At 63.1% G+C, this 25,394-nt stretch carries 16 protein-coding genes and 1 tRNA gene; 10 read left to right on the top strand and 7 right to left on the bottom strand.

Annotated features, from left to right (window positions below):
• Nucleotides 1–102 precede the first annotated feature (102 nt).
• Nucleotides 103–606, top strand: a complete 504-nt coding sequence (locus WKV53_RS13465) for a ferritin-like domain-containing protein (protein ID WP_341405126.1) — start codon at nucleotides 103–105, stop codon at nucleotides 604–606.
• A gap of 67 nt (nucleotides 607–673) precedes the next feature.
• Nucleotides 674–958, top strand: coding sequence for a hypothetical protein (locus WKV53_RS13460; RefSeq protein WP_341405125.1), 285 nt, complete (start codon nucleotides 674–676; stop codon nucleotides 956–958).
• Between the two features lie 591 nt (nucleotides 959–1,549).
• On the opposite strand, the gene WKV53_RS13455 is transcribed toward WKV53_RS13460, so the two are convergent.
• From WKV53_RS13455 to WKV53_RS28720, 3 genes are all read right to left on the bottom strand, one after another.
• Entirely contained in the window at nucleotides 1,550–1,765 is a 216-nt protein-coding gene (locus WKV53_RS13455; RefSeq protein WP_341405123.1) for a hypothetical protein, read from the bottom strand.
• A 79-nt stretch (nucleotides 1,766–1,844) separates the two neighbouring features.
• Nucleotides 1,845–3,332 carry a glycoside hydrolase family protein gene (locus WKV53_RS13450; protein WP_341405122.1) on the bottom strand — a complete coding sequence of 496 codons (1,488 nt, stop codon included), beginning with the start codon at nucleotides 3,330–3,332 and terminating at the stop codon, nucleotides 1,845–1,847.
• A 726-nt stretch (nucleotides 3,333–4,058) separates the two neighbouring features.
• Nucleotides 4,059–4,397, bottom strand: a complete 339-nt coding sequence (locus WKV53_RS28720) for a DUF5808 domain-containing protein (RefSeq protein ID WP_341405120.1) — start codon at nucleotides 4,395–4,397, stop codon at nucleotides 4,059–4,061.
• 110 nt (nucleotides 4,398–4,507) lie between these two features.
• On the opposite strand from WKV53_RS28720, the gene WKV53_RS13440 reads away from it, so the two are divergent.
• The 5 genes from WKV53_RS13440 (at nucleotide 4,508) to WKV53_RS13420 (ending at nucleotide 8,954) form a co-directional block, all read left to right on the top strand.
• Nucleotides 4,508–5,668 carry a hypothetical protein gene (locus WKV53_RS13440; protein WP_341405119.1) on the top strand — a complete coding sequence of 387 codons (1,161 nt, stop codon included), beginning with the start codon at nucleotides 4,508–4,510 and terminating at the stop codon, nucleotides 5,666–5,668.
• A gap of 145 nt (nucleotides 5,669–5,813) precedes the next feature.
• Nucleotides 5,814–6,167: a hypothetical protein gene (locus WKV53_RS13435; protein WP_341405118.1), complete on the top strand. Its 354-nt coding sequence runs from the start codon at nucleotides 5,814–5,816 to the stop codon at nucleotides 6,165–6,167.
• 96 nt (nucleotides 6,168–6,263) lie between these two features.
• The gene (locus tag WKV53_RS13430; RefSeq protein ID WP_341405117.1) at nucleotides 6,264–6,920 is read left to right on the top strand and encodes a response regulator transcription factor; all 657 of its coding nucleotides are present in this window, start codon (nucleotides 6,264–6,266) and stop codon (nucleotides 6,918–6,920) included.
• Nucleotides 6,917–8,350 (top strand): sensor histidine kinase, encoded by a 1,434-nt coding sequence (locus WKV53_RS13425; RefSeq protein ID WP_341405116.1) that lies wholly within the window; start codon nucleotides 6,917–6,919, stop codon nucleotides 8,348–8,350. Before WKV53_RS13430 ends, WKV53_RS13425 begins: the two co-directional genes overlap by 4 nt.
• Nucleotides 8,351–8,432: 82 nt before the next feature.
• The gene (locus tag WKV53_RS13420) at nucleotides 8,433–8,954 is read left to right on the top strand and encodes a PEP-CTERM sorting domain-containing protein (RefSeq protein ID WP_341405115.1); all 522 of its coding nucleotides are present in this window, start codon (nucleotides 8,433–8,435) and stop codon (nucleotides 8,952–8,954) included.
• Between the two features lie 273 nt (nucleotides 8,955–9,227).
• On the opposite strand, the gene WKV53_RS13415 is transcribed toward WKV53_RS13420, so the two are convergent.
• The 3 genes from WKV53_RS13415 to WKV53_RS13405 all read right to left on the bottom strand — a co-directional run bounded on the left by WKV53_RS13415 (nucleotide 9,228) and on the right by WKV53_RS13405 (nucleotide 11,890).
• Nucleotides 9,228–10,631 (bottom strand): phenylacetate--CoA ligase family protein, encoded by a 1,404-nt coding sequence (locus tag WKV53_RS13415; protein WP_341405114.1) that lies wholly within the window; start codon nucleotides 10,629–10,631, stop codon nucleotides 9,228–9,230.
• 122 nt (nucleotides 10,632–10,753) lie between these two features.
• The gene (locus WKV53_RS13410; RefSeq protein ID WP_341405113.1) at nucleotides 10,754–11,338 is read right to left on the bottom strand and encodes a 3-keto-disaccharide hydrolase; all 585 of its coding nucleotides are present in this window, start codon (nucleotides 11,336–11,338) and stop codon (nucleotides 10,754–10,756) included.
• Nucleotides 11,339–11,488: 150 nt separating this feature from the next.
• On the bottom strand, nucleotides 11,489–11,890 hold the full coding sequence (locus WKV53_RS13405; RefSeq protein ID WP_341405112.1) for a hypothetical protein: 402 nt from the start codon (nucleotides 11,888–11,890) through the stop codon (nucleotides 11,489–11,491).
• Between the two features lie 380 nt (nucleotides 11,891–12,270).
• Between WKV53_RS13405 and WKV53_RS13400 the strand changes: the two genes are divergently transcribed.
• Both WKV53_RS13400 and WKV53_RS13395 read left to right on the top strand, forming a co-directional pair.
• Nucleotides 12,271–18,915 carry a lamin tail domain-containing protein gene (locus WKV53_RS13400; RefSeq protein ID WP_341405111.1) on the top strand — a complete coding sequence of 2,215 codons (6,645 nt, stop codon included), beginning with the start codon at nucleotides 12,271–12,273 and terminating at the stop codon, nucleotides 18,913–18,915.
• The gene (locus WKV53_RS13395; protein WP_341405110.1) at nucleotides 18,912–21,740 is read left to right on the top strand and encodes a hypothetical protein; all 2,829 of its coding nucleotides are present in this window, start codon (nucleotides 18,912–18,914) and stop codon (nucleotides 21,738–21,740) included. Before WKV53_RS13400 ends, WKV53_RS13395 begins: the two co-directional genes overlap by 4 nt.
• 105 nt (nucleotides 21,741–21,845) lie before the next feature.
• Here WKV53_RS13395 and WKV53_RS13390 read toward each other — a convergent pair.
• Nucleotides 21,846–21,929 (bottom strand) — tRNA-Leu (locus tag WKV53_RS13390).
• Between the two features lie 231 nt (nucleotides 21,930–22,160).
• On the opposite strand from WKV53_RS13390, the gene WKV53_RS13385 reads away from it, so the two are divergent.
• On the top strand, nucleotides 22,161–25,211 hold the full coding sequence (locus WKV53_RS13385; RefSeq protein WP_341405109.1) for a M16 family metallopeptidase: 3,051 nt from the start codon (nucleotides 22,161–22,163) through the stop codon (nucleotides 25,209–25,211).
• Nucleotides 25,212–25,394: the final 183 nt, after the last annotated feature.

Below are 25,394 nucleotides of genomic sequence, written 5' to 3'. Positions count from 1 at the left end.
GCATTTCAGCCACCAGCCGTGATTCCAACTGCACGACATGCACGGCATCCTTCCTGCGAAGAGGCGGGCGGGCAATCACGCCCCCTCAACGCAACTCATCCCATGTCCAAACTCACGTCACTCGATGTCCTCCTGGTTCAAGAAATCAAGGACCTCTATAGCGCCGAAACCCAACTCGTGAAGGCCCTGCCGAAGATGGCGAAGGCAGCCGCGAATCCAAAGCTCAAGGAAGGCTTCACCAAGCACCTTGAGGAAACCAAGGGCCATGTCGCCCGCTTGGAAGAAGTTGCCGAACTCCTCGGCGCCTCCCCGAAAGGCAAGGTCTGCAAGGCCATGAAAGGTCTCGTCGAAGAAGGCGGGGAAACGATCGAAGAAGACGGCGATCCCACCATCAAGGATCTCGCCCTGATCACCGCCGCGCAAAAGGTGGAGCACTACGAAATCTCCGGCTACGGCTCCGCCCGCGCCTTGGCCGAAGCCCTCGGCCATGACGAGGTTGTTGCCCTGCTCCAGGCGACTCTCGATGAGGAAGGCACCACCGACAAAGCCCTGACGTCGATCGCGGAGAAATTGATCCCTCAAGCCTCCGCCGCAGCAGCCAAGTAACATCAGGCAAGATCGAATGGAGGACGCGTCCCGCTTGCCGGGGCCGTCCTTCCTTACACGAGAATCCATGATTCCATCCCCAGACCCGGCCTCTTCCTGGCCCTCCGACGGAGAAGCCACGCCGCCCCTTTCCGAGCATACTGCCGAGGTGCAGCGCGAGCCGGCAGATGAGGCGCTTCATCGCGCCCGCCAGCCACGCCCCTTCCCCGATCCCCTTCGCGGCGTCGCCGTGGAGGACCTCCAATCGGCCGTCGAAGGCTGGATCATCCGCCACCCTTACGTGGCGGTTGCGGTCTTCTTCGGTGCCGGATGCCTGGCGGGCCTATGCAGTGCCCGCAGCATCCGCGACTGACATCCTACCTTCCGCAAACTCACAACGAGCCGCATCTCCCTACGCGAGCCAAGCACTGACAAGCACAGCCTATTCTCAACCCCTGCAGAACTCCCCTTGCATTGTCAAAACCCGCCCGCAAGCTGGCGGCGTGTCTGTCGCTGCCATTGCCAATCATCCCCCCCTCTGCAGGTCGGTTCTGGTGGCGACAGTATCACGGGAAAGCGTAGCCCATCGCCGGAAAAAGGGAATGAACGGCTGGCTCCATCTCAGGCAGGCAAGCTCGCTTGAGTATTTGCCCTGATATTCACGAGCACCGCGCCCACGCCTTCACGTAGCCGCCGTAGAACTCGGCCGTGACCCGCTCAAACGCCCATGAAGGCTTCGCCGGATCCAGATCTTCCGGCCGGAACGGTTGCTCCCCATGGACCAGCTTCCACTCCGGAAGCCGTGCCGCGCAAACAAAGTCACCCAACTTGCAATCTTCCCTGCACTGGCGCCTCGCTAAAAATCGACCGTAAGCCATCCCGCAGGCTCATCGCGATCGCGCCTCATTCAATGGATATATTTTTATTTCGAGCGGCAGATCCCTCCTGCCGGACCTCGCGGTCTTCATGTGACCGGAGGCTCAAGACGCAAGGACCACCACTGGCCTGTGAAAGGCGTCTTGGGATCATCCCCACATTGGTAGTCCCGGTCATCCTCGGTATGGCAATAAAGCTCCCCCTCATCATGATGGACTTCCACCACCTTCCAGCTGTCGAACTCATGCTGGCGCCACCAGTACCAGCCGCAGCCGGGAGGCTGCTTCACGATGCTGCTCTCCATAAGACATCCTCCGTTTGCGTGGGATGAAAACAAGCGATGCTTCCCCGGTTGCAGGCACCCCTTGCTGTTTCGCTTCTCTTCACTGCACTTCACTTTCCACGAGCATGCTCAGGAGCGAATCGAGTTCGAACTGCGCGATTTCGATTTCCCGCCCTTGGACGGTGTAAGCGACAAGGAGGCGTTCGCGATGAATGAGCGCCCCATAGGACTGGAGTGCCACCGACAAAGCATTGGCCGCCGAGCTCGATGGGGATTCCATCAAGGGTTGCTTGAGGGCGCCGAGGATCTTGGACGGATCGTCGCGGTGGAGCAGCATGGCTCCGATCGCTTCGCGTCCCATCTCGCCACAGGCACGGTAGAGCACCAGCCAGCCGGCCACCGTGGCCATTGGAGCGCCGCAGGGCTGGATGCCCAGCGCTTCCCATGGTTCCTCCGGCGACTTCACCGGAAAGGCGGTTTCCCAGATCCCCGGATTCTTTGAATACATCAGGTAGAGCGAGTCATCACTGCGTCCGCAGATGGCGGCATGCCGCCCTGCGAACCTCTGGGGAAAGATCGCCATGCCATGGCTGCGGCTTGCTCCCCCGCTTAACAAGCTGACCTTGAAATTGACCAGATCGCGGCTCTCAAGCAGTAGCGGCAGGTCGCGGTAGCCATTGCAGGAGGTACAGGCGGCAAGATAGACAGGCTGGTCGCCATCGGCAGCTGTTAGAAGCGTGAAACAGCCCTTGTGAAGCCCCCCCGCCCCGGCCACCCCCAGCGGAAGAAGCACACGGTCGGAAAGGTCGGAGAGGGGATCGAATTCTATTTCATAGTTCGCACCCGCGAGCCACCTGAGGCACTTCATGCTTGCCTTGCTGTCATTGGAGAAGGTGCGTGTGGCCCCGCTCGCGGTGCCCATCGCGGATTCGAGGTCGGCGCGCGTGAATTCATCTCTCAGCGACTGCATCAGGCCGCGGGTCCACGCATTGTCGAACCCCAGGTCATGCAGTTGGCGAAAGATCAGGCCTCTGCTCATCACGGCATTCGTGACGGGCTCTGCGCCATTCGGTCGGCATCCCGACCCATGGAGATGGATGTGATAGTCACTGTCGATGACTGCCTCCCGAAAGATCATCGAGGACGTACGGTCCCCTCCCAGCCCGTCCACCACCAGCAGGAAGCGCGTGCTGCCCGCCGTCAATCGCGACTGGTCCGCATGAACACACAAGCCGGGGTTCAGGAGGCCGCCACTTTCAGTCGGAAACTCCTGGGAAAATAGCGATCCTATGTAGAGTTTCCTTTGTTCCGGCAGGCCGGAGCCATTCTCTGCGTGGAGCGCGACCTGGGAATAACTTCGCTTCCACGCCGCATTCATGGTGTTGCCACGACCCCCGAAATGCCCACGCAGGTACTTCAGCCGCTCCTCGACTTCTTCCTCGGAAAGCGCACAAGCCCACTTGATGATTCGCTGGAAGGAAGCCCGGTCCTCCGGCACCACGCACCGGGTGACCGAACGCGCGGGATTGGCCCTGAGAACGCCGCGGCTGATCGCAGCGGCGGACGATACTTGGAAAAAGGAATTCATGACTTGCGAACGAGCCCGGCTCTTGAGTTCGCGCATCAGGCCAAGGAAATCCCGCAAGGGACCTCATCAGGCGGGCAAACGTTGGAAGGCCGCCTACGAAAACATGGCACCCTATACCGGATATTCGCCGTGTCGAGGCAGAGAATCCCTACGGTGGCGGCCCCCGCGATAACGCCAAGCACGATACCTGATCGCAGGCCACCACCATGTAGAGGAAGAGCTACGCCCCTCTCCAACGTCGCAGCACGCGACGGCATCATCGACTTCGCCGACCTCCAGTCCGAGCACCACCACAAGCCGATGCGAGCCTACAGCCAATCGAAGGTTCACAACGACGTGAAACCCGCGGTCAATCAGATCGAGACCCATCCTTTCCATCAACAGGTAGAAACCCAGCGGCTCAAAACGCACGATCACCCCGCCACACATCATTCATCTTCCATCGTCCCTCTCACTGTCCTCTCATTCTCGGCGTGATAGCGTTCACCTGTCATGAGCACTTCCCTGCAGGGGAGATAAGGGCACCTTTCCGTCCCGCCAGGAAGGAAAGGTGCCCCAACCCCGCGGGAGTTCCGGCCGGCAGCTTCATCATGCGGTATCTTCAATGACACCGCATCCTTTGAGACCACGGAAAGTAAAACCACCACCCTCCGATGGCGTGCCCCGCGAAACACTCGAGCATCACGCCACCCCTTGGGATCCCTGGCGTCTCCAGCACGACCTCGATCACGGATCAACAGGGCGCCCCGACCTCGCCACCCACGCCCAGATCGCCAGCGTCACGAACAGAACCACTGAAGTGACCACCCATTTCACCGACTTGGAGACATCCAATTCAGCAAGCGTCGCAAGAGACACCCAGATGAACCCCAGCGTCCCCAATAGGAACGGGATCGCCAGCGGCCGCGCGAAGTTCAATGTCCAGCCCAGCGACCCGATTCTTTTTCGGACCACAAGCCGCGGATCGCGGCGCGAAAAATAGATCACACCGAGAACCCAGCTCTCGGGAGAATCGTGGATCCTTTCAAGATCACTCAGCTTCATGGCATTCAGACGCGCCTTCACCTTATCGCGGAATCGCCCGCGCCCAAGTGGGATCCGTGTCAGGCTGCCAGCGCGAATGAAAATGGCAAAGCGTCACGCTAGGGTCATCTTCGATCTGTAAGCATGATCCGATGAACCGGTCACTTTCCCTTTCCCTCGCAGCCGTCCTTCTCGCCGCGATCGCCTTCCTCGCCGGACGCGCCAGCATCAGCAAGGATGCCGCTGCGCCGGATGCCGCACCGAAAATCACCTCCGCTCCCTCCACCCGAAGCACCGTATCCAGCGAGCCCACCAAGTCCTTCCGCCCCGCCACCCCACCCGACGAGAGCGCGCAGGCCCTGCTGGACCAGCTCGCCCGCCTCTCCGCCACCGAGGGCGCCTCGCGCTCCATGCGTCCGATCCTGATGCTGCTGGAGCAGCTCGATCGCCTGGGCCCGAAGGCCCTGCCTCCCATCCACAAGTTCCTCCTCTCCGGCGAAGACGTAGCCTACGCTCCCGCCGGCGGACAACGCCTGCGCGACGTGGATGCCATCCTCAAGGCCCTCGTCCCGCCATCCCTCCGGATCGCCCTGTTCGACATCGTCGCCCATTCCGGCGGCAAGGATGCCGAGGCCATCCTCGCGGAAAATCTCACCCTCGCCCGCTCCGGCCTCGAAGTCGCCTGCCTCTCCGCGCTGCTGGAGCAGATCGCTCCCGGCACCTACAATGACGCCACCGTTGCCGCCGCCACCGCCATCCTCTCGAAGGGAAACACCGCCGACCGCAATCTCCTCTTCGAAATCATGCGCAAGCTCGGCGACACCTCCTTCGTCGCGAAGGCCCAGCAGCAGATGATCCAGCCCGATGGCAAGGTGGATCGCAACGCCGTCAACTATCTCCGCCAGGCCATGGGCGAAAAGAGCCTCGCCCTCGCCGCCCGCACCTATCAGGACCCGCGCCTCACCGAGCCCGGTGCCAAGGAACCCCTCGCCCGCCTCGCCCTCTCCTACGTCGGCGCAAATCCCCAGGCCCTCGAGCTGTATCACACCGCTCTGTTAGACCCATCCATCACGCCCGATCAAAAGCACGACCTCGTCGAAGACCTCAACCAGGACGGCATCATCGACCGCAAGAATCCCACGCCCGACGACCTCCAGGTCATCGCCAAACGCTACGAGCTCACCCAAGCCTATCTCCAGGAGCCCTACGTCCAAGGCGACAAAACCCTCAACGCCGCCTTCCACGAAGCCGACAAGGACCTCCGCAACATGCTCGACCGCGCAGCGGCAGCAGCAGCCACCCCGGCCCGCTAAGGCATGATCGGCCCCCATCAAATCTAACAGAAACACTTTTCTCCGCGCCGTCAGCATCCCGTCATCTTGCCTCTGCCACATTCGACACGTTGGCTGCCACGGTGGCAGTCACCAGACCTGAATCAAATCACCAAGCAAGCAACTCATGAAACATTATCCAATGCTGGCGATCGCCGCGCTGCTGCCCGCCATGGCCTTCGCGAAGGAACACGAGGAAGAAAGCAAGCTCACCCTGAACGACCTCCCCGCTCCGGTCGCCGCAGCCGTGCGCGCCGTGGCCGGACAAGCGGAAGTCGAACTCGAGAAGACCGACGCCAAGGCAGAAGCCCCCGCCACTTACGAAGCGGAATTCGCCACCGCCGAAGGCAAGCTCGAGGTCAAGTTCGACGCCAGCGGCAAGGAACTCTCCCGCAAGCTCGATAAGAAGGGCGACAAGGAAGAAGACGATGACGATGAGGAGGAGGACGACGATGATGCCCAGGGCGGCCAAGAGGACTGATCCATCACTGCCGCTTCGTTGACCCTGCCGCCATGTCCCGCATTGCCGGGCACATGGCGGCCACTGTATTGACGAGACGAGACCACTCACCAGCCCATGCGAATCCTGGTCGCGGAAGATTCCAAGAGCCTGCGCAATTCCCTGCGCCGGGCGCTCCAGCATGCGGGCCACGCCGTCGACCTCGCGGCCAATGGCATGGAAGGCCTCGCTGCCGTCGCGCTCCATGCTTACGACGTGATCATCTTGGACATCATGATGCCCGAGATCGACGGCCTCGCGATGTTGGCCGAATTGCGCGAACAACAAAACCCCGTCCACGTCCTGCTCCTCACCGCACGCGACACCTTGGACGATAAGATCGCCGGCTTCCGCGCGGGCGCGGACGATTATCTCGTGAAGCCATTCGCGCTCGATGAATTGCTCCTCCGCGTCACCGCACTCGGTCGCCGCGCCCACGGCATCAAGCAGCCTCTCCTCTCCATCGGCCCGCTCGAACTCGACCTCGGCGCCCGCATCGTCACGCGGTCCGGCACCCCGCTCGATCTAACAGCTCGCGAGTGGCGTCTCCTGGAATGCCTCGCCCGCCGCGTCGGAAAAGTCGTCCCCCGCTCCGAGATCGAGGAATGCATCTACGATGAACTCGTCGAGCCCATGAGCAATGTCGTGGACGCCGCAGTCTACGGCCTCCGCCGGAAAATCGGCCGCGACCTCATCCAAACCCGCCGCGGTCTCGGCTACGTCCTCTCACCATGAGATCCCTGCGATCCGCCCTCACGATTCGACTTCTGTTAGGAGGCACACTCCTCCTCGGCATGGCCGGCATGGGCTTCCAGTGGCGCTTGCGAAAGTCCCTCGTCACCGAGTTCGACTCCGGCCTGCTGGTCACCGCCCATTCACTCCAGGTCCTCATCGAAAACGAGAATGGCAAGATCCGCATGGAAACCGAAGCCGAGGGCATGCCCGAGTTCAGCCATCGCGGCGGCGCATCGGTTTACCTGCTCCACTACCCCGATGGCCGCGAAATCCAGCGCTCGCCATCTCTCGAAGACTTCAAGCTGGAAGCCCCTGCCCCCACCTCTTCCACCCCCGCATTCTCAGAAGTCACCCTGCCCGATCACCGGCGCATGCGCTGCGTCTCCCTGATCGCCCGCGTCGACGGCGGCGATCACAAGGGACGTGAAAAGCCCGACACCCTCATCCCCGTTACTCTCTCGGTAGGCCGCGACATCCAACCGCTCGAACACACCCTCCGCGAAATCCGGAATGCCCTCGCCGCCACCGGCGCACTCACCCTCGGTGCGCTTGTCCTCCTCCTCCTCTGGGGCGTCCGCCGCGGCCTCGCTCCCGTTGGAAAGCTCGTCGGCGACATTTCGAAAATCGACGGCCGCTCGCTCTCCACTCGCCTCGACCCCGGTCGCACGCCCTCCGAATTGGTCCCGGTCGTTGATCGCCTGAATGAATTGCTCGCCCGCCTCGAGCGCACCTTCGAACGCGAGAAGCGCTTCACCGCCGACGTCTCGCACGAGCTCCGCACCCCGCTCGCCGAGCTCCGCGCCCTCGCCGAAGTCAATCTCCTCGCACCGCCCGCCAGCGCGCACGAAAACTCCGACTGTTGGAGCGAAGTCCAGTCGATCGCCCTCCGCATGGAGTCCCTCTCCATCCACCTTCTCGATCTCGCCCGCGCCGAGCAACCGTACCGCATTCCACTCCGCGAAGCCGTGGACATGAATGCCCTGCTCACCCGCACCCTCGAGCGCCACGCCACCTCCGCCGCAGCCCACGACATCACCTTCGACGTCCACGCCCGCGAACCGGTCACACAGGAAAGCGACCCCGTGCTGATGGAACTCATCCTCTCGAACTTGATCGGGAATGTCACCCATCACGCCGTCCCCGGCAGCACCTGCACCATCGCCTTGGAACGCGGCACACTGAAGGTCTGCAACGCCGTCTCAGGCCTCTCCCCCGCCGACCTCCCGCATCTCTTCGACCGCTACTGGAAGAGCGATCGCTCGCGCACCGATGGACGCCGCCTCGGCCTCGGCCTCACCTTGGCAATGCAAGCCGCCACCCTCCTCGGCGGCACCCTCGAGCCCGCCTTCGATCCACAGCGATCCATCCTCACCTTCATCCTCCATTTCCAACACCCGGCCTCTCACCGCGACCCGAATCCGCTTGTCTGACCGCCGCCAGACCGCTATCTAACGTCCGGCTTCCTCCGTTGCGGAAGCACCGGAAACATCGGTGCCCGAACGCCCACACCCCATGAAATCGAAATTCCGCGCGGCAGCAACCCTCGGCCTCCTCCTCACCGCCAACAAGCCCGAGGTCAGCCAGGCAGCCACCACCGTCATCTCGGCGGGCCCGCAGGCAGCCAGCAGCAGCTTCGACCTCCTGTTTGCCACGCCGCTCACCAGCGTCCAGCAACTCGTTTCCATCGATCAAGGCTCGGTCAATACCGGCGAAGGCGCGGCCTTCACCATTAGCGCGATCCTCACCAGCAATCAGCTCGTGACCGTCTTCTCAAGCGGCACCGTTGCTCCCTTCCAAAACATCACGCTCGCTGCTCTGACCGGCAATACCTTCACCGCCTTCGGCTCACCACAGGATATCAAGGGCCTGCATTTCGAGTCGTTCAAGGTCGGGGGCTCCGGCTTCGCCGGCACCGTCGCCCTCCCCGCCGCGACCAACTTCACCTTCACTGTCGTCCCCGAACCGGCCACCTCCACCGGCCTCGCCCTAGGCGCCGCCGCCCTCGCCTTCGCCTGGCGCCGCCGGACAGCCTGAAGGCCGCAGACGAGGCGGATTCCTCTCAAACTCCGCCCAAGTCGTCGGAGACCCGGACTGCGTGCAGCCCTGCTGCCGCTCAAAGCCAGCAGCCCTGCTGCGGGGCAGCACCACTGTGCATTCCCCCCAAACCCACACCCTCTGCCCAGCCCACCACTGGGAGCGCGGGATTCATCCCGCCCGTCTTCCCATGTAGCGGCGCGTCTATGACCGTCGCCAACTAGCGGCAACAAGCCGCATCGTGAGACCCCGCCCCCATCAACACCAGCCCCTCTAACAACGCCTCTCAAACTCCGCAAACTTCCCCCCGGCCCCGCGCACAATCTCCTCCACATACTCAATCTCCACCACAAACCCCGCCCCCAGCGCATCCCCCGCGCTCTTCAGCACATGCGCCTCCTCCTCACCGGTCAGGGGCTGCACCACCACCAGCCGGAGACACACCCGATCCCGCGCCGTCTGGATCACCTGATGCTGCCGGATCGACCGCACCTGCATCACCGCGTTGTGCCCATAATAAGGCGGCCGCAATTCCCCTGACGGCAGCATCAGCAAGTCACGCGCCCTCCCGGGAATCGCCTCCAGCACCGGCAGCGTCCGACCACACACGCACGGCCCCTCACCCACCGTCGCCAGATCGCCGATCTCATACCGCAGCAGCGGCATCGCGAAATTGTGCAGCGGCGTCACGATCACCCGCCCCGTCTGCCCCGGCCCACACGCCCGTCCCTCCGCATCGATCACCTCGATGAATGACTTCTCCGCCTGCACGTGCCACCGGCCACCCTCCCGGCACTGATACGCCATCGCCCCCGTCTCCGCCGCCGTGTAGGTGCTGCACAGCGGCGCACCCCACACCTCCCGGCACAGCCCCGCCAGCTCCGGCGGACTCGCCTCACCCACACCGATCGCCTCCTTCAGCGGCGGCAGCTCGATCCCTTCCCCACGCGCATGCCGCAGGATCTCTAACAGCAGCGAGGGAAACGTGCACAGGTAGTCCGGCCGCACCTCACAGATCGTCTCCACCAGCCGCCGCACCGGCGCCCGATAGTCTAACAGAAAGCTCTTCCCCGTCGCCCACACCACCGACGCCGGCGGCCCCCAGTCCGCCATGCTCCGCAGGTGGACACTCTCATCGATCACCTTCCGGCTCTCATCCCGCGAGATCGTCAGGAACGTCCCCGCCACATCGCGCCCGCGCCACACATGCTCGCGCAGTTGGAACGCCTGCCAATAGAAGTAATCCAGCGTGCTCCGCGCGATCCGCACCGGCCGCCCCGATGAGCCCGAGGTCACGCTCTCGCCCACCACCCCATGCCCGTCCGGCAGCTTCGCCACCCGCAGCTGCGCCTCCAGCGATTGCACCTCCGCACGCGTCAGCACCGGCAGCGATGCCCACCGCGCATTCCACTCCGCCAGGCTCAGCCCCGCATTCTTGCCCGCCTCCACCTCAAATCCCGCCGCCTCCAAGCGCTTCCTCCAAAACGGCAACTGCCCCGCCGCATGAGCCATCAGCGCCTCCAGCTGCGGCCGCCGCGCCATCGCCAGCTCATCCGCCTCCATGCACTGGCTCTCCGCCAACTGCCCCAGCACCGCCAGCAACGCCGCCGCCGGCGTCGGCGGAATCGCCGGCCACACCGCCCCCGGAAATGCAGCATGAGGCGTCGGCAAAGGCATGCCCGACCTTACCCACCGCTTCTAACGGACACGATATTCTTTTCGGACACCGAAAGCCCGATCAACACATCGATGTCGATGAAAGGCGCGCTCCTCACGCGCCTCCCCATCCTCGGATCACCTCACTTCCCCGCCGCCTCGGTCTTCACCTCCAGCTTCCGGAATTCCACCGTCATCACCACCCCGGGATGCACCTGGAAGCCGATCGGCCCCTCCTCAAGCGCCGTCTCGGAAGTGTAATCCAGCACCTGCTTCCCATTCAGCGTCACCACGTAGTGCGGCCCCTTCGCCGTGATCACGAACTTGTTCCACTCCCCATCCTTGAAGATGTCCTTCACGTTCGCCTCCACTGGATACTTGCCCGTCTTCGCGATATACGGCGAGCACGTCATGTCCCGCTTCAGCGACCCGGAAATGCCGAATTGGATCTGGTCATTCTCATGCCGGATGAAGACCCCCGAATCAATCGGATTGGTGTAGCGGAACTCGCCCTCCAGCGTGAAGTCCTTGTACTTCGCCTTCGTCCACAGGATCGAGCCCTTCTTCTCCGGCACATTCTTCCCGGTGATCACCCCGTCCTGGATCGACCAGCATTCCTTCGGCCCCTTGATCTCGAAGAGATCCAGCTTGCCCTCCGGAGTGAGCGGTTCAGCGATGGCGAGCGAAGCGGAAACAATCAGCAGGATCGAGGATACGAGGGCTTTCATAAATCGAGGTTAGAGAAGCCAACCCTACTTCGCCAGAAAAAGGAATATTGCGAAAATCCAGCCACCTACCCGATTGTGTTACCACAGCCCAAGATCTCCCGGTCCCATCCTCTCCCATCGCCCCTCACTGGCACCGCCGTCATGGTGATGTCATCCATCCACTTTGGCAGGCTTGATGCCGCGAGCCGCCACCTCGTTCGGAAAGGTATCGAAGTAGAGCTTGCGCTTCCGCCCGTTCGATTGCTGGAAGGTCACCTTGTCGTGCATTCCCACCCGCTCCCGGTTCAGCACAAAGTCCGGCGCCACCGGGAACTTCGCCTTGATGTAGTCTCGTTCAAACCGGTCGATCCCCTTCAAGTTCTGTTCTCCCAGATAAGGAACGGCATTGAACATCGAGAACCCATCCTTCCCATGATAGCTGCGAGGATCCATCGCGATCAACGGAACCACCACCGGCGAAATCAGGACCATCGTCAGCTTCGAAGGCGCCGTACACGGCCCCATGCACCCACTCGCCAGCAGGCTCGAAAGCAGTAGCAGAAGCTTCTTCATACCGTGAGCCCGCCTACCCGTCGCAGGCGATCAATCGGGCCGCATCCTGAATGGATCCATCCGATTGACAACCCAACGCACACCATCTGCGAATCATCCGCTGCCCACGCCGCAACGGCGGTCTCCACGCTCCCAATCCTCCGCACCCTTTTCCTGCAGGAAGGCGAGCCCCAGCAAGAAACCCTCTCTTCGATTTCTTGCATTTTGCATCACCCCGCCTGATTACGGTCATCCTCATCATTTCTTAATCAGGCGACCGGTTTATTCGCAAACAGTCCCATTCCGACACGGGCCTCGGACCTTCTCATTTCCTTATCGGATCAAAATTCCCTGACCGGGCCGTAGCAACGTCCGCCTTCACACCCATTCCCTACGTATTGATGAAATTCCAGGCCCTTTGCCTCGCCTCGGCCTTGACGACCTCGCTCCCGGCTAACGTCGTGATCTCGGAAGTCATGTATCATCCCGCGTCCCATCGGGCCGATGAAGAATTCATCGAACTCTTCAATGATGGTGCCGCACCGGTCTCCCTGGCGGGATGGTCATTCACCAGCGGAGTGGACTTCACCTTTCCTGCCGGAACCACGATTCCCTCCGGCGGACGGCTGGTAGTTGCAGCGGATCTTTCCGCCTTCTCCGCGAAATACCCCACGGTGACCGGCGTCCAAGGCGGCTGGACCGGCAGGCTTTCGAATAGCGCGAATCACCTTGTCCTGGCCGACGCAGCGGGCGTCATGGTCGATGAAATCGAGTATGCCGACGACGGTGATTGGGGAACGCGGGTCAAGGACACGACTTCGGATTTCGGGCACTTCGGCTGGCATTGGGACAGCGCAGCCGATGGCGGGGGATCATCACTGGAACTGATCCAGACTCAGGCGGACAATTCAAGCGGTCAGAACTGGGCGCCCAGCACCATCGCCGGCGGCACCCCGGGAGCCGCCAATTCCGTGGCCACGGCTGACATTGCTCCATTCATCCGCGAGGTCGCCCACTTTCCCGTGGTTCCGTCTTCCAGTGACCCGGTCCATGTCACCGCGCGAATTACCGATGACCATGCAGCGCTTGCGCAAGCCACGGTGCAGTGGCGGGTGGACGGCGCTCCGGCCTTCCAAGCGATCACCATGGTGGATGACGGACTGCACGGCGATAGCTTGGCCTCGGATGGAATCTTCGGGGCCACCTTGCCGGTGCAGCCGCAGGGCACCATCATCGAGTTCTACGTCACCGCAGCGGATGGAGCATCGCATGTGCGCACGTGGCCGGCACCCGCACTGGGTCAGGGCGGAGTGCCCGAGCAGACGATGAACTGCCTCTATCAGGTGGACGATGCTCCCTACGCGGGCGCGATGCCCATCTACCGCATGATCCTGCGAGCGGTGGACCGCCAGGAGCTCACGCGGATCAATACCAATTCCCCCTCCATCCCCGGCATCGATCAGACGCAAAGCGAGGTCCAGATGAATGCGACCTTCATCAGCGCCGACGGCACTGGCAGCGAACTCCGCTACCGCTGCGGTCTGCGCAATCGCGGAAACAGCAGCCGCTCCGCCCAGCCCCAGAGCTTCCGCATCAATTTCCTCAATGCCGAACCCTGGGACGATGTCACCGCGCTGAATCTGAATACCCAGAACACACCCTACCAGTTGCTGGGCAGTTCGGTCTTTCGCAAGGCAGGGGCCACCATGGCAGCTTCCCGTGCCGTCCAAGTCCGCGTGAATGCCGTCAATCCCACGTCGCCGGGAGCGCCCTCGCACGGATTCTATGCCGCGAATGAAGTGATCAACTCGGAGTTCGCCGACACCCATTTTCCGCTCGATTCATCCGGAAACGCCTACCGGGTCGTCGATCCCGTCCACAGCTCGACCGACCCCGGCGGAGACCTCGGCGACCGCAGCAATCATGCCGACCCCGCACTGGCCGACCCCACGCCCTATCGCACGAACTATTCAAAGCTCACCAACACCGCGGAGGACAAGTGGGCCGATCTCATCGGGCTGACCCAGACCCTCGCAAAAGGTCACGGCCCTCTCGATACTCCCGCCTATGACACCGGCTACGCCTCCCTCGTCCGCGACAGGGTGGATGTGCGGCAGTGGATGAGCTACTTCGCGATGAACACCATCGCGGACAATACCGAGACCAATCTGAGCAACGGCTACGGGGATGACTTCTCAATCTATTTCGGCGTGACCGATCCACGCGCGAAACTCATCCCCTATGACCTGGACAGCATCTTCGGCCGCAGTGCCAGCAGCTCTGTTAGCCACGGCTTGTTCCTGATGTGCCAGGCTCCGGCCCTGACGGGAAGTCCACCCACGCCGCTGAATCCTTTCATGAAGCAGGCGGAGTTCGCTCCGGTTTACTATGCCGAGTTGAAACGGATGCTGGATGGTGTCTTCGCGCCCGCGAACTTCGATGCCGCGGCCAGCGAGGTGCTCGGAGGACTGGTCGATCCGGCGGTGATCAGTTCGATCAAATCCTTCAATACCCAGCGAACCGCCTGGATCGCCACCCAGATCCCGCTGGCACTCTCCGTCACCACCGCCCCGCCCGACCAGAGCGGCTATCCTCACTCCACCCTCGCTACCACCGCCCTCGGCGGCCGGGCAAATGCCATCACCACCCGCAGCGTGAAGGTGAATGGAGCTCCCGTTGCCTGGACCGCATGGACCGCGAGCTGGAGCGCACCCGCCGTGACCTTGCGGCCCGGGATCAATCGCGTCCTCATTCAAGCCTTCGACAGCGATGGCGTGGAAACGGAGCGGCTCACGAAGGAAGTATGGTTCGATGACGGCAGCCTCGCCTCCGCCTCCGGAACCATCTCCACCGATACCACCTGGTCCGCCGCGGGCGGCCCATGGCAGATCACCGCATCCCTCAGCGTCGCCTCGGGAGCCACGCTCACCATCGATCCGGGAGCTTCCGTCTACGTCGCGAGTGGAGCATCCATCACCGTGGCCTCCGGAGGTCGTATCCTCGCCCACGGCACCGAGGCCCTGCCGATCCGCATCGGCCCCGCTCCGGGCAGCGGCGCGACTTGGCCGGGCATCGTGATCAATGGCGCGGCAGGATCTCCTCGCACCATCATCTCCCATGTGAAGATCGACGGGAATACCAGCACCGCGATCGATGTGAATGCGGGCGACGTCGCCTTCGATCACCTGCAATTCGGCAACTCCGCCGCCCAATACCTTTCCTTCGATGGTGCCTCCTTCGCGGTGAGCGATTGCGTCTTCCCCGCCGCCACCGCTCCCTTCGAACTGGTCCATGGCACCCTCGGCGTCAAAGCCGGCGGCCGTGCCATCATCCGCCACTGCTACTTCGGCTCACCGATCGGTTACAATGACACCGTCGACTTCACCGGCGGGCAGCGCCCGGCACCGATCATCCAGCTGATCAATAACGTCTTCGCCGGCAGCGGGGACGACATGCTGGATCTCGATGGAACGGACGCCTGGGTCGAGGGGAATATCTTCCTCCACTGCCACAAGAACGGTGCCCCGGACTCCTCCGCCGCCATCTCGGGCGGCAGCGATGGCAGCGCCACCTCGGAGGTCACCATCGTCGGCAATATCTTTTACGACGTGGATCACGCGGTCACCGCGAAGCAAGGCAACTACTATACCTTCATCAATAACACCGTGGTCCACCAGACGATCACGGGCGGCACCGATATCGAAGGCGCCGTTCTTAACCTGCAGGATGCGATCCCTTCACCTCCCACCACCTACGCCGCAGGCCTCTACGCGGAGGCGAACGTCCTCGCGGACTGCGAACAGCTCCTGCGGAACTACAATTCAGCCTCCACCGCCGTCACCATCAGGGATAACCTGATGAACTTCCCCTGGACCGGATCGGGCACGGGCAATGCCGACCTCGAACCGCTCTTCGTCCACCTGCCGGAAATGGGAGAGACGAACTTCACTTCCTGGGAAGAAGCACAGGCAATGAAGGAGTGGCTCAGCCTGAAGCCCGGCTCTCCCGCCCGCCACTCCGGCCCGAATGGCCGCGACAAGGGCGGCGTCATCCCGGTCGGCGTTTGTTTGTCAGCAAATGTCCCCTCGATCACACCGCTGGCTTCCATCCAGGCAACCGTCGGCGCGCAGCCTTCGGCGACACCTTCATGGGCATCCGGCTACACGCACTATCGTTGGCGGCTTGATGGCGGCGCCTGGAGCGCGGTCACTCCGATCGCCACTCCCATTTCCCTAAGCGGACTTGCAGCGGGCGACCACACCTTGCAAGTGGCAGGAAGAAACGACGCCTTGTTCTTCCAGGATGACCCGGAGTTCGGGGAAGATGGCGTGATCGCGTCCTTCATCTGGACCATCAATCCCGCTTACGTCCCGCCAGCCGGTGGCTCGCCGGTGAAGATCCACGAAGTGCTCGCGAAGAACCTCGAAACCCGTGGCTTTGGCGGAACTTTCCCGGACATCATCGAGCTGCACAATGACAGTGCTTCCACCGTCAATATCTCCAACTGGGGCCTCAGCGATGACCCGCTCGATCCCTACCGCTATAGCATCCCCGCAGGCACCACCATCGCGGCCGGAGCCTACAAGGTCATCTACGCTTCATCGGCAGCGACCGTCCCAAATCCGAAGACCGACTTCGGACTATCCGATGGAGGCGAGATCCTTACCCTGACCCGCTCGCCCTCTGCGGGTGGCACCGTCGCGGACTCGGTCACCTTCGGCCTGCAGCTCGCCGACTACTCGATCGGCAGGCGTGAATCGGATGGCGAGTGGGACCTCTGCCGGCCCACTTTCGGAGATCCCAATGTCGTCGCCACGCAGGGAGATCTCGCAGACCTGTGTCTCAATGAATGGCTGGCCAGCGCGGGTGCCCTCGCGACGAATGACTTCATCGAGATCCGCAATCGTGGAAGCCTGCCCGTCCATCTCGGAGGCTGCCATCTCACCGACAATCCGGTCGAATGGCCCGGCCGCTCCACGATCCAGCCGTTGACCTACATCGCCGGCAATGGCTACGCCGTCTTCAAGGCGGACGGCGATCCCCAGGACGGAGCCGATCATGTCTCCTTCAAGCTCTCCGCTTCCCAAGGCGAGATCGGCCTCTTCGATCCGGATCTCGGCTTGATCGATCAAGTGATCTACGGCCCTCAGACCACGGACATCTCGCAAGGACGCACTCCCGACGGCGCGACCCAGATCGCCTTCTTCACCCAGCCCACTCCGGGCGGCCCGAATCCCGGCAGCACCGCGGTCAATGAAGTCCAGACCATGAACCTCATCCCGGTGAATGCCGCATGGAAATTCCGCTCCACGGCCACCAGCTTCGCCGGAACCTTCGAGGCGCCCGCCTTCAATGACTCGGCATGGGTAAGCGGCGGGCAAACTCTCTACATCGAGAATGCCACGCTCACCTCACCCACCGGCTTCGTCAAAACCACCGCGCTGCCCGCGAACGCCGGCAAGCCCTTCGCCTCCACCTATTTCCGGACTCACTTCAACTGGAGCGGCTCCACCGATGGCGTCGTGCTCGAAGCCAAGGTCATGATGGACGATGGCGTGGTCATCTACCTGAACGGCCAGGAAGCCAAGCGCGTCCGCATGAATGCCGGCACGGTCAGCTACAGCACCACCGCAAACGCCACCGTCGATGATGCCACCGAGGAGACCATCTCCCTGCCCGCCTCGATGCTGGTTCAAGGCGACAATGTGATCGCCGTCGAAGTTCATCAGGTCAATACCGGCAGCACCGACGTGGTGTGGGCGATGAAGCTTGATGCCCTCGTCCCCGTGCCATCGACCGTCCCGCCAGTGCGGATCAATGAAGTGCTGGTGAGGAACCAATCGCTGCCGAATCCGGACAGCTCGCTCGCCTCATGGATCGAACTCTTCAATCCCGCCGATCAAGCGCTGAGCATCGCCGACATGAGCCTCAGCACCCAGGTGACCAGCCCGCGTGCGTGGGTAGTCCCGGCAGGCACCACCATCCCCGCTGGCGGGCACTGGATCGTGCAGTGCGATCCCACTCTGCCGGCATCCGCCACCAATACCGGCTTCGCCCTGAACCGCGACGGCGGCGGGATCTTCCTCTTCCACGCGCCGGTCATCGGCGGCGGCTTGCGGGATTCCATTTCCTTCGGTCACCAGCTTTCCGATCTCGCAATCGGCCGCATGCCGGATGGCAGCGGCCCCTTCGTCCTGACCGTTCCCACCCGCGGCGCGATGAATGCAACCGCAGCCACCGGGCCGGTCTCCGCGGTGAGCATCAATGAATGGCTCGCGGTGCCCGCCAGCGGACCGGATCGCTTCGAACTTTTCAATTCGTCCTCCTCGCCCGTTCCCATCGGCGGCAGCTATCTGACCGACCTGCTCACGGACAAGAGGAAGCAACTGGTCCCGCCTCTCAGCTACATCGGCACCGGCGATGAGAGCTGGCTGGATTACATCGCCGATGACAATGGAGCACTCCCCGGCCACGTGAACTTCTCCCTCGCTAACAACGGCGAGTCGCTCGGCCTCTTCACGTCCGCTGGCGCACAAGTGGCAGCGGTCGCCTTCGGAAAACAAGATCCCGGCATCAGCCAGGGACACTATCCGGATGGCAGCGTCACCACCATCGTCATGCCGCCGACGCCCGGTGCCGCCAATCAGCAGATGGAGCCGGACAGCGATAGCGACGGCATGCCGGACGCATGGGAAATCTCTCACGGCTTCAACCGGCTATCGGCTGCGGATGCCATCCTGGATGCAGACCGCGATGGCATGACCAATCTCGATGAATACCTCGCCGACACCGATCCACGGAATGGGGCGAGCCGCTTCACCGGCACCCTGGGCATGGATGCCGGCGTTTCCACCATTCGCTTCATGGCCAGCGCGGGGCGCACTTATACCATTCAGTTTTCGGACTCGCTCTCTCCCACCGTCTGGCAAACGCTGGTCGATCTGGAAGCCCGCCCGACAAGCGGCGAGATCTCCGTGGCGGATCCCGCCGCGAGTGGTCAGCCGAGGCGCTTCTATCGGATCATCACTCCTGCCCTTGCGCCATGAAGTTGCCGCTCTCCCTGCTCGCGGGACTTTCACTCGCCGCCCATGCCGCCATCACGGTCAATGGCGTGGCCGACAACAGCTACTACAATGACACCGCCACCTTCACCGTGGTGGCCGATCCGGGCTTCAACTTCACCGCTGCACTCGACGGCACCTCCGTCATCGTAGGCAGCCCGGTGACGACTCAAGCAGTGGGATATCACGAACTCGAAATCACCAGGACCCCTTCGGCCGGGGGAACGACGGAGCTTCTATCGCTCCAGTTCATCATCCGCGCTTCCACCCGCGGCAGCACGGAAAGCGGCCTGCCCGCCTGGACACCGCATCGCATCGTCGAGGACGCCTCTTCCGCCTTCGCCGGAGCCACGCTGGATCTGATCACTCCATCAGCCTGGCCAAAGGACCTCGCTCTGCCGGTCGTCGCGAAGCTGTCAAATCCCGCGGGAGAAGTCGTCCGCCTGAACGGCCGCGTTTCACTCGGCGGATCATCCGGCCGCCAATTCTGGCTGCGCCGCGGCTGGGGATCACGGGTGCTCCCGCCTCTGACATCCGCAGCCATCGTCGAGCTCGATGGCTCGGCCGGCGGTCTCTCCGCCGAAGCCCCCGTCACGATCGAAGACACCACCTCATGGACGCCCGTGACGGGCACCCTCAGCGGAAATCAATCCTGGCCCGCCAACTCCCGCATGCATGTCACCGGCACACTGACCATCGCGGCAGGTGCCACTCTCACCATCGGCGCCGGCTCCGTCATCAAGCTGGATCCCGGCGTCGAGATCATCGCCAATGGAACGCTCGACGCGCAGGGAACCATCACCGCCCCGGTGACCTTCACCCCGCGCAGCACCACCGAACCCTGGGGCGGCATCGAGTTGAACGTCGCCACCTCGCGCGTCCAGGCAGCGGGCACCATCTTCACCGGAGCCGGCGCGGACCCCACGTGGTTCAGCACCCACTCGGGCTATGCCTCGCACCGTAGCGAACAGGCGCTCTTCCTCGTCGCCGCAGCCGGTGCCGAGCTTCATACGAATAACGTCTGGATGATCGACCTCCACGGCCAGGCGATGAACAGCCGTGCAGGTGCCGTGATCGATCTCCAGCGGACCTTGATCCAGCGCTGCATCACCGGTGGCGAATTGAATGGCAGCACGATCACCATTGATCGCTCCGCCGTGATCGAGATCCCCGCGGATACGCCTGACTTCGTCGATGGAGACAATGACGGCCTCTACTTCACCAGCGGCACGCAGACGGTCAGCCGCAGCGTGATCGGCTGGACCAAGGACGACGGCATCGACTCCGGCGGCGACGGCGGTGCTGGAACGGTCACCACGCTGTTAGACAATTGGTATGAGTCCACCTTCCACGAAGGCCACTCCCTCTCGGGCCGCCGCACCGTTTCCTACAGCGGCTGCGTCTTCACCGACTGCGGCCAAGGCGTGGAGTGCGGCTACGGCGCGAGCGCGGGCGGCCCGCTCACCCTCGTTGAAAATTGCGCCTTCGTGGGAAACCTCAACGGTGCCCGCTTTGGCGACAACTACGACTGGACCTACAATGGCAGCCTGGAAGTGCGGAACTCCATCCTTACAGGAAACCACTACCACGACGTCTGGGGCTATGACTGGACCAGCTGGACCTACAACGGACCAGCCAAGCTCAACGTCCACGACAATCTCATCGGGATGCCCGACCCGCTGCATCACCCGGCCAACGCGACGTGGGATCCGGCCTCGCATGCCAGCTCTCTGGGATCCTTCATGCCCGTCCCCGGATCGGACGTCGGCATCGCCATCACCACACCCGCCTTGCCACCCGATACCGGTGCCTATTCCGGGAGTTTCCAGGTTCGGCTGAGCACCTTCAGTTCCCGGCCGGTCACGGCAACATGGACGATATCGGGTGCAATGGACGACAGCTCCCCGCTGACACCTGTCCTCACGGGCAACGTGAACTTTCTTCCCGGCGAGACCGTGAAAACGATTGCCGCGCCCATGGCCAGCCCTGCTTCCTATCGCAAGCTGGTCATCGCGCTCGGCTCACCGCAGGCAGCCGAGGTCACAGGGCCCGATGCCTGGTTTCTTCACACCACACCTTCGCCCGATCCGGTGATCATCGCCAAGGGCAGCAGCGGCTGGCGGGTCCGCAGCACACCCAGCGAGCCACCCGCCACTTGGAAGAACATCGGTTTCGACGATTCAAGCCCCGCAGCCACCGAGTGGAGCCCGGCCACCCTGCCTGCCGGCTTCGGCAGCATCAGCGGCGTCACCTTCGCCACCATCGTCCCGTCCGGCCCGGGTTCCGATCGCACGCGCACCTTCTACTTCCGCAAGGGCTTCACGGTCACCGATCCCGCCAAGGTGTCCTCGATCACCCTCGGCATCCGGCGCGACGATGGCGTCCTGGCATGGCTGAACGGAGCCTCCCAGCCGGTGGCGAACAGCACCGACGGCGCTCCACTGCCCGTCCCCTCCACCTACGCCACCTTGGCACCGAACGCGACCAATACCGCCAGCTACCACAGCTTCCAAATCCCGGGAACGATGCTGGTCCCCGGAACGAATACCCTCGCGCTCGAGCTCCACCAGTCGTCCACGACTTCCAGCGACGTGATGGTGGATGTCGAACTCCTCGTCACCTACTTGAAGCCGCTGGCGCTTCAACAAGGCCGCGTGGGAAATCGCCACGTCCTGCTCTGGGAAGCGACCGATGCCACACTCGAAATGAGCGAGGATCTGGAAACCTGGCAAAGCCTTCCCGACGCCTCCGGGATCCTCGAGTTCTCGCCAGTCGATCCCTCGCGCGGATTCTTCCGGCTGCGACGCTAACAGCGGGTCCCATCACGGCGAGCCAATCGCCGGTGTCCCGACCCGACACAAAAAATCCCGGAGCCTTTCGACCTCGGGACCTTCATGTTTTCTGACAAACCATCGTGCGCGCGAGAGGACTCGAACCTCCACGGGGTTGCCCCCACTAGAACCTGAATCTAGCGCGTCTACCAATTCCGCCACGCGCGCGATTCGATGGTGTTTCCACCGGCTTTTGGACCGGCGGGCCGCGAAACCATCACGGCGGCCCGGGTTTTGCAATCCCGATTCTACGAAAAAATTCAAGCCCCTCCCGACCGCCATACGCCCTACCCGGCCCATCCGTCCGATACCTCCCACCAACAAGCCCTCCCCCCAATCCGCAATCCCCCGCCCCGCTTTCCCGTTGCCAACCTTCAGACCTCCGCCAAGCTTTCCCCCATGCGTAATCCGGCACCCTTGGTCCTCAGCCTGATCCTCGCCGCGGTGGCGGCGTTCTTCATGATCAAAAAACCGGCCCCGCCGGCTCCCGCCGCGCCACCGGCCCAGACCACCGCCGCCACCGATTCCGCCCATAAGCCCGAGGCCGTCCCCGCCAAGGGCGGCACCATCCCCGTCGCCGCACCCGCCGCCGCCAAATCCGACACCCCGGCCCCCGTCACCGATGGCCCGAAAACCTGGCCCCAGGACCAGAGCGACATCGCCGCCGACCCCAAGGCCGTCTTCGGCAAGCTGGAGAATGGCATGCGCTATCTCATCTACCCGAATGCCGAGCCACCCGCCCGCGTCTCCCTCCGCATGCACATCGCCGCCGGCTCCCTCATGGAAGCAGAGGACCAGCGCGGCATCGCCCATTTCCTGGAGCACATGGTCTTCAATGGCACCAAGCACTTCACCCCCGAGGAGCTCATCCCGAAGATGCAACACCTCGGCATCGGCTTCGGCGCCCACGTCAATGCCTTCACCTCCTTTGACGAGACCGTCTACATGCTCGATCTCCCCGACCTCTCCAAGGACACCATGGACCTCGGCTTCACCGTCATGCGCGACTTCGGCGATGGCGCCAAGCTCGACGCCGCCGAGATCGATAAGGAACGCGGCGTCATCCTCTCCGAAAAAACCAGCCGCGATACCGTCCAGTTCCGCCTCATGGAGCAGCAGTTCTCCGAGCTCCTCCCCGGCTCCCTCGTCTCCCGGCGCTTCCCCATCGGCCTCGAGGACGTCATCGAGAAGGCCCCGCGCGAGAAGTTCGTCGACCTCTACTCCCGCTTCTATGTTCCCGAGCGCATGACCTTCATCGTCGTCGGCGATGTGAAGCCGGATGAAATCGAAGCCCGCATCAAGGAAGCCTTCGGCGATCTCAAGAACCCCGAGAACCCCGGCAAGAATCCCGACCTTGGCGAAATCAAGAAGGTCGAGGGCGTCCGCGCCGCCGTCTTCTCGGATAAGGAAGTCACCTCCACGGATCTCTCCCTCGTCTCCGTCCGCCCCTTCAGCCGCGTCCCGGACAGCAGCACCCGCCGGCTCTCCATGCTGCCCCTCAGCCTCGCCCACGCCGCCATCGCCCGCCGCTTCGAGCGCATCGCGAAGCAGGATGGCTCCGCCATCGCCAATGGCAGCGCCACCCGCGATGAACTCTTCAACTACGCCGAGCTCGGCTCCTTCGATGTCACCGTCACTGACGATCGCTGGCAGGAGGCCCTCCCCATCCTCGAGCAGGAATACCGCCGCGCCCTCGAGTTCGGCTTCACCGATGCCGAGATCGCCGAGGCCAAGGCCAATGTCCTCAATGCCTACCAGCAGGCCGTGAAGACCGCCCCGAGCCGCAAGTCCGAGTCTCTCGCCACCGGTCTCGCCAAGTCCATCAATGATGGCACCGTCTTCTCCACCCCGGAGACCGATCTCGAGATCATCCAGAAGGGCCTCGACACCGCCACCGCGGAGACCTGCCACGCCGCCTTCCGCGAGTTCTGGGCAGACCAAGGGTTGCACCTCGTCCTCACCACCAAGGTCGAGCCCGAGAAAGCCCGCGAAACCCTCCTCTCCATCTACGAGGAATCTCGTACCAAGAAAGTCGAAGCCCCCGAGCAAAAGTCCGCCGCCGCCTTCGCCTACACCGACTTCGGCGCACCCGCCACCGTCAAGTCCGAGAAGAAAGTCGATGGCCTCGAGTTCTCCCAGATCGTCCTCTCGAATGGCGTCCGCCTGAATCTCAAGAAGACTGACTTCGAGAAGGGCACCATCCGCCTCACCACCCGCATCGGCGCCGGCAAGCTCACCCAGCCGAAGGACATGCCCGGCCTCGATTTCTTCGCCACCGCCGTCTTCGATGGCGGCGGCCTCGGCAAGCACTCCGTGGATGATCTCCAGCAGATCCTCGCCGGCCGCAATGTCGGCACCGCCTTCGCCATCGCCGATGACGCCTTCACCCTCGGCGGCAAGACCACCCCGGAAGACCTCGAGCTCCAGCTCCAGCTCATGTGCGCCTCCCTCACCGATCCCGGCTATCGCGAGGAAGCCCTGGCCCAGTTCAAGAAGGCCATCCCCATGATCATGCAGCAGCTCCGCCACACTCCCGCCGGCCCGCAGGCCGCCATGGAGTCCTGGCTCCACGGCGATGACTCGCGCTGGGGCGTCCCCACCGAGGCCAAGCTCGCCGCCTTCACCATCGATGACGCCCGCAAGTGGCTCACCCCTGCTCTAACAAAGGACTACCTCGAGCTCAGCATCGTCGGCGACTTCGATGAGAGCACGCTCATGCCGCTCGTCCTGAAAACCTTCGGCGCCCTGCCCGCCCGCGCCGACAAGAAGCCCGACCTCTCCAAGCTCCGCAAGGTCACCATCCCCTCTGCCGCCATCGAGAAAACCTTCGCCTACGATAGCAAGATCCCGCAGGGCACCGCCCTCGTCATCTGGAAGACCGAAGGCCTCCGCGGAAACACCAAGCTCTTCCGCCGCCTCAATCTCCTCGGTGATATCCTCAGCGATCGCCTCCGCGATGAGATCCGCGAAAAGCTCGGCGCCTCCTACAGCCCGAATGCCGGCCCCGGCGGCTCCGATGGCCTCGATGGCTTCGGCTACCTCATGGCCGAGTGCGTCGGCAAGGCCGCCGACACCAAGAAGCTCGCCGACACCGCCACCGAGATCGCCAACCTCCTCGCCCGCAACGGCACCACCGACGACGAACTCGACCGCGCTCGCAAGCCCCTCCAATCCCAGATGCAAAAAGCCAAGCGCGACAACAGCTTCTGGCTCGGCACCGTCCTCGCCCAATCCCAGGAAGACCCCGCCCGCCTCGAACTCATCAAGGGCCGCGACGCCGACTACGCCTCCATCACCGCCGACGAACTCCACGACGTCGCCATCAAATACCTCGGCCAGAAGCACGCCATGAAAGTCCTCATCCACCCCGAGGGAACCGCTCAGGCTGCCGAAGAACCAAAGGACCAGGACGAAGGACAAGGCCAAGGACACCGACCAGGAAAAGGATAAGGACAAAGAGAAAGCCAAGGACAAGGACTCCAAGGACTCGAAGGAAGAAAGCGACTCCAAGAAAAAGAAGAAGGACTCCGACGACCAATAAGGCCCACAGGGACCAGCAAGCCCCATAAGGAGTGTCGACTTTCAGTCGACACAGCGCGGCCCAAGCCCGCACCCGCCAAGGAGCGGCGACAC

The sequence above is a fragment of the Luteolibacter sp. Y139 genome (assembly GCF_038066715.1).
GTDB classification, from domain to species: domain Bacteria; phylum Verrucomicrobiota; class Verrucomicrobiia; order Verrucomicrobiales; family Akkermansiaceae; genus Haloferula; species Haloferula soli.
Note: the sequence above shows the minus strand (reverse complement) of the source record. Positions and strands in the feature narration are given on the sequence as shown.

What these genes read in the sequence shown, in the direction of transcription:
- WKV53_RS13465 (WP_341405126.1), top strand. Translation starts at nt 103, where the DNA reads ATGTCCAAACTCACGTCACTCGATGTCCTCCTGGTTCAAGAAATCAAG.
- WKV53_RS13460 (WP_341405125.1), top strand. Translation starts at nt 674, where the DNA reads ATGATTCCATCCCCAGACCCGGCCTCTTCCTGGCCCTCCGACGGAGAA.
- WKV53_RS13455 (WP_341405123.1), bottom strand. Translation starts at nt 1,765, where the DNA reads ATGGAGAGCAGCATCGTGAAGCAGCCTCCCGGCTGCGGCTGGTACTGG.
- WKV53_RS13450 (WP_341405122.1), bottom strand. Translation starts at nt 3,332, where the DNA reads ATGAATTCCTTTTTCCAAGTATCGTCCGCCGCTGCGATCAGCCGCGGC.
- WKV53_RS13440 (WP_341405119.1), top strand. Translation starts at nt 4,508, where the DNA reads ATGAACCGGTCACTTTCCCTTTCCCTCGCAGCCGTCCTTCTCGCCGCG.
- WKV53_RS13435 (WP_341405118.1), top strand. Translation starts at nt 5,814, where the DNA reads ATGAAACATTATCCAATGCTGGCGATCGCCGCGCTGCTGCCCGCCATG.
- WKV53_RS13430 (WP_341405117.1), top strand. Translation starts at nt 6,264, where the DNA reads ATGCGAATCCTGGTCGCGGAAGATTCCAAGAGCCTGCGCAATTCCCTG.
- WKV53_RS13425 (WP_341405116.1), top strand. Translation starts at nt 6,917, where the DNA reads ATGAGATCCCTGCGATCCGCCCTCACGATTCGACTTCTGTTAGGAGGC.
- WKV53_RS13420 (WP_341405115.1), top strand. Translation starts at nt 8,433, where the DNA reads ATGAAATCGAAATTCCGCGCGGCAGCAACCCTCGGCCTCCTCCTCACC.
- WKV53_RS13415 (WP_341405114.1), bottom strand. Translation starts at nt 10,631, where the DNA reads ATGCCTTTGCCGACGCCTCATGCTGCATTTCCGGGGGCGGTGTGGCCG.
- WKV53_RS13410 (WP_341405113.1), bottom strand. Translation starts at nt 11,338, where the DNA reads ATGAAAGCCCTCGTATCCTCGATCCTGCTGATTGTTTCCGCTTCGCTC.
- WKV53_RS13405 (WP_341405112.1), bottom strand. Translation starts at nt 11,890, where the DNA reads ATGAAGAAGCTTCTGCTACTGCTTTCGAGCCTGCTGGCGAGTGGGTGC.
- WKV53_RS13400 (WP_341405111.1), top strand. Translation starts at nt 12,271, where the DNA reads ATGAAATTCCAGGCCCTTTGCCTCGCCTCGGCCTTGACGACCTCGCTC.
- WKV53_RS13395 (WP_341405110.1), top strand. Translation starts at nt 18,912, where the DNA reads ATGAAGTTGCCGCTCTCCCTGCTCGCGGGACTTTCACTCGCCGCCCAT.
- WKV53_RS13385 (WP_341405109.1), top strand. Translation starts at nt 22,161, where the DNA reads ATGCGTAATCCGGCACCCTTGGTCCTCAGCCTGATCCTCGCCGCGGTG.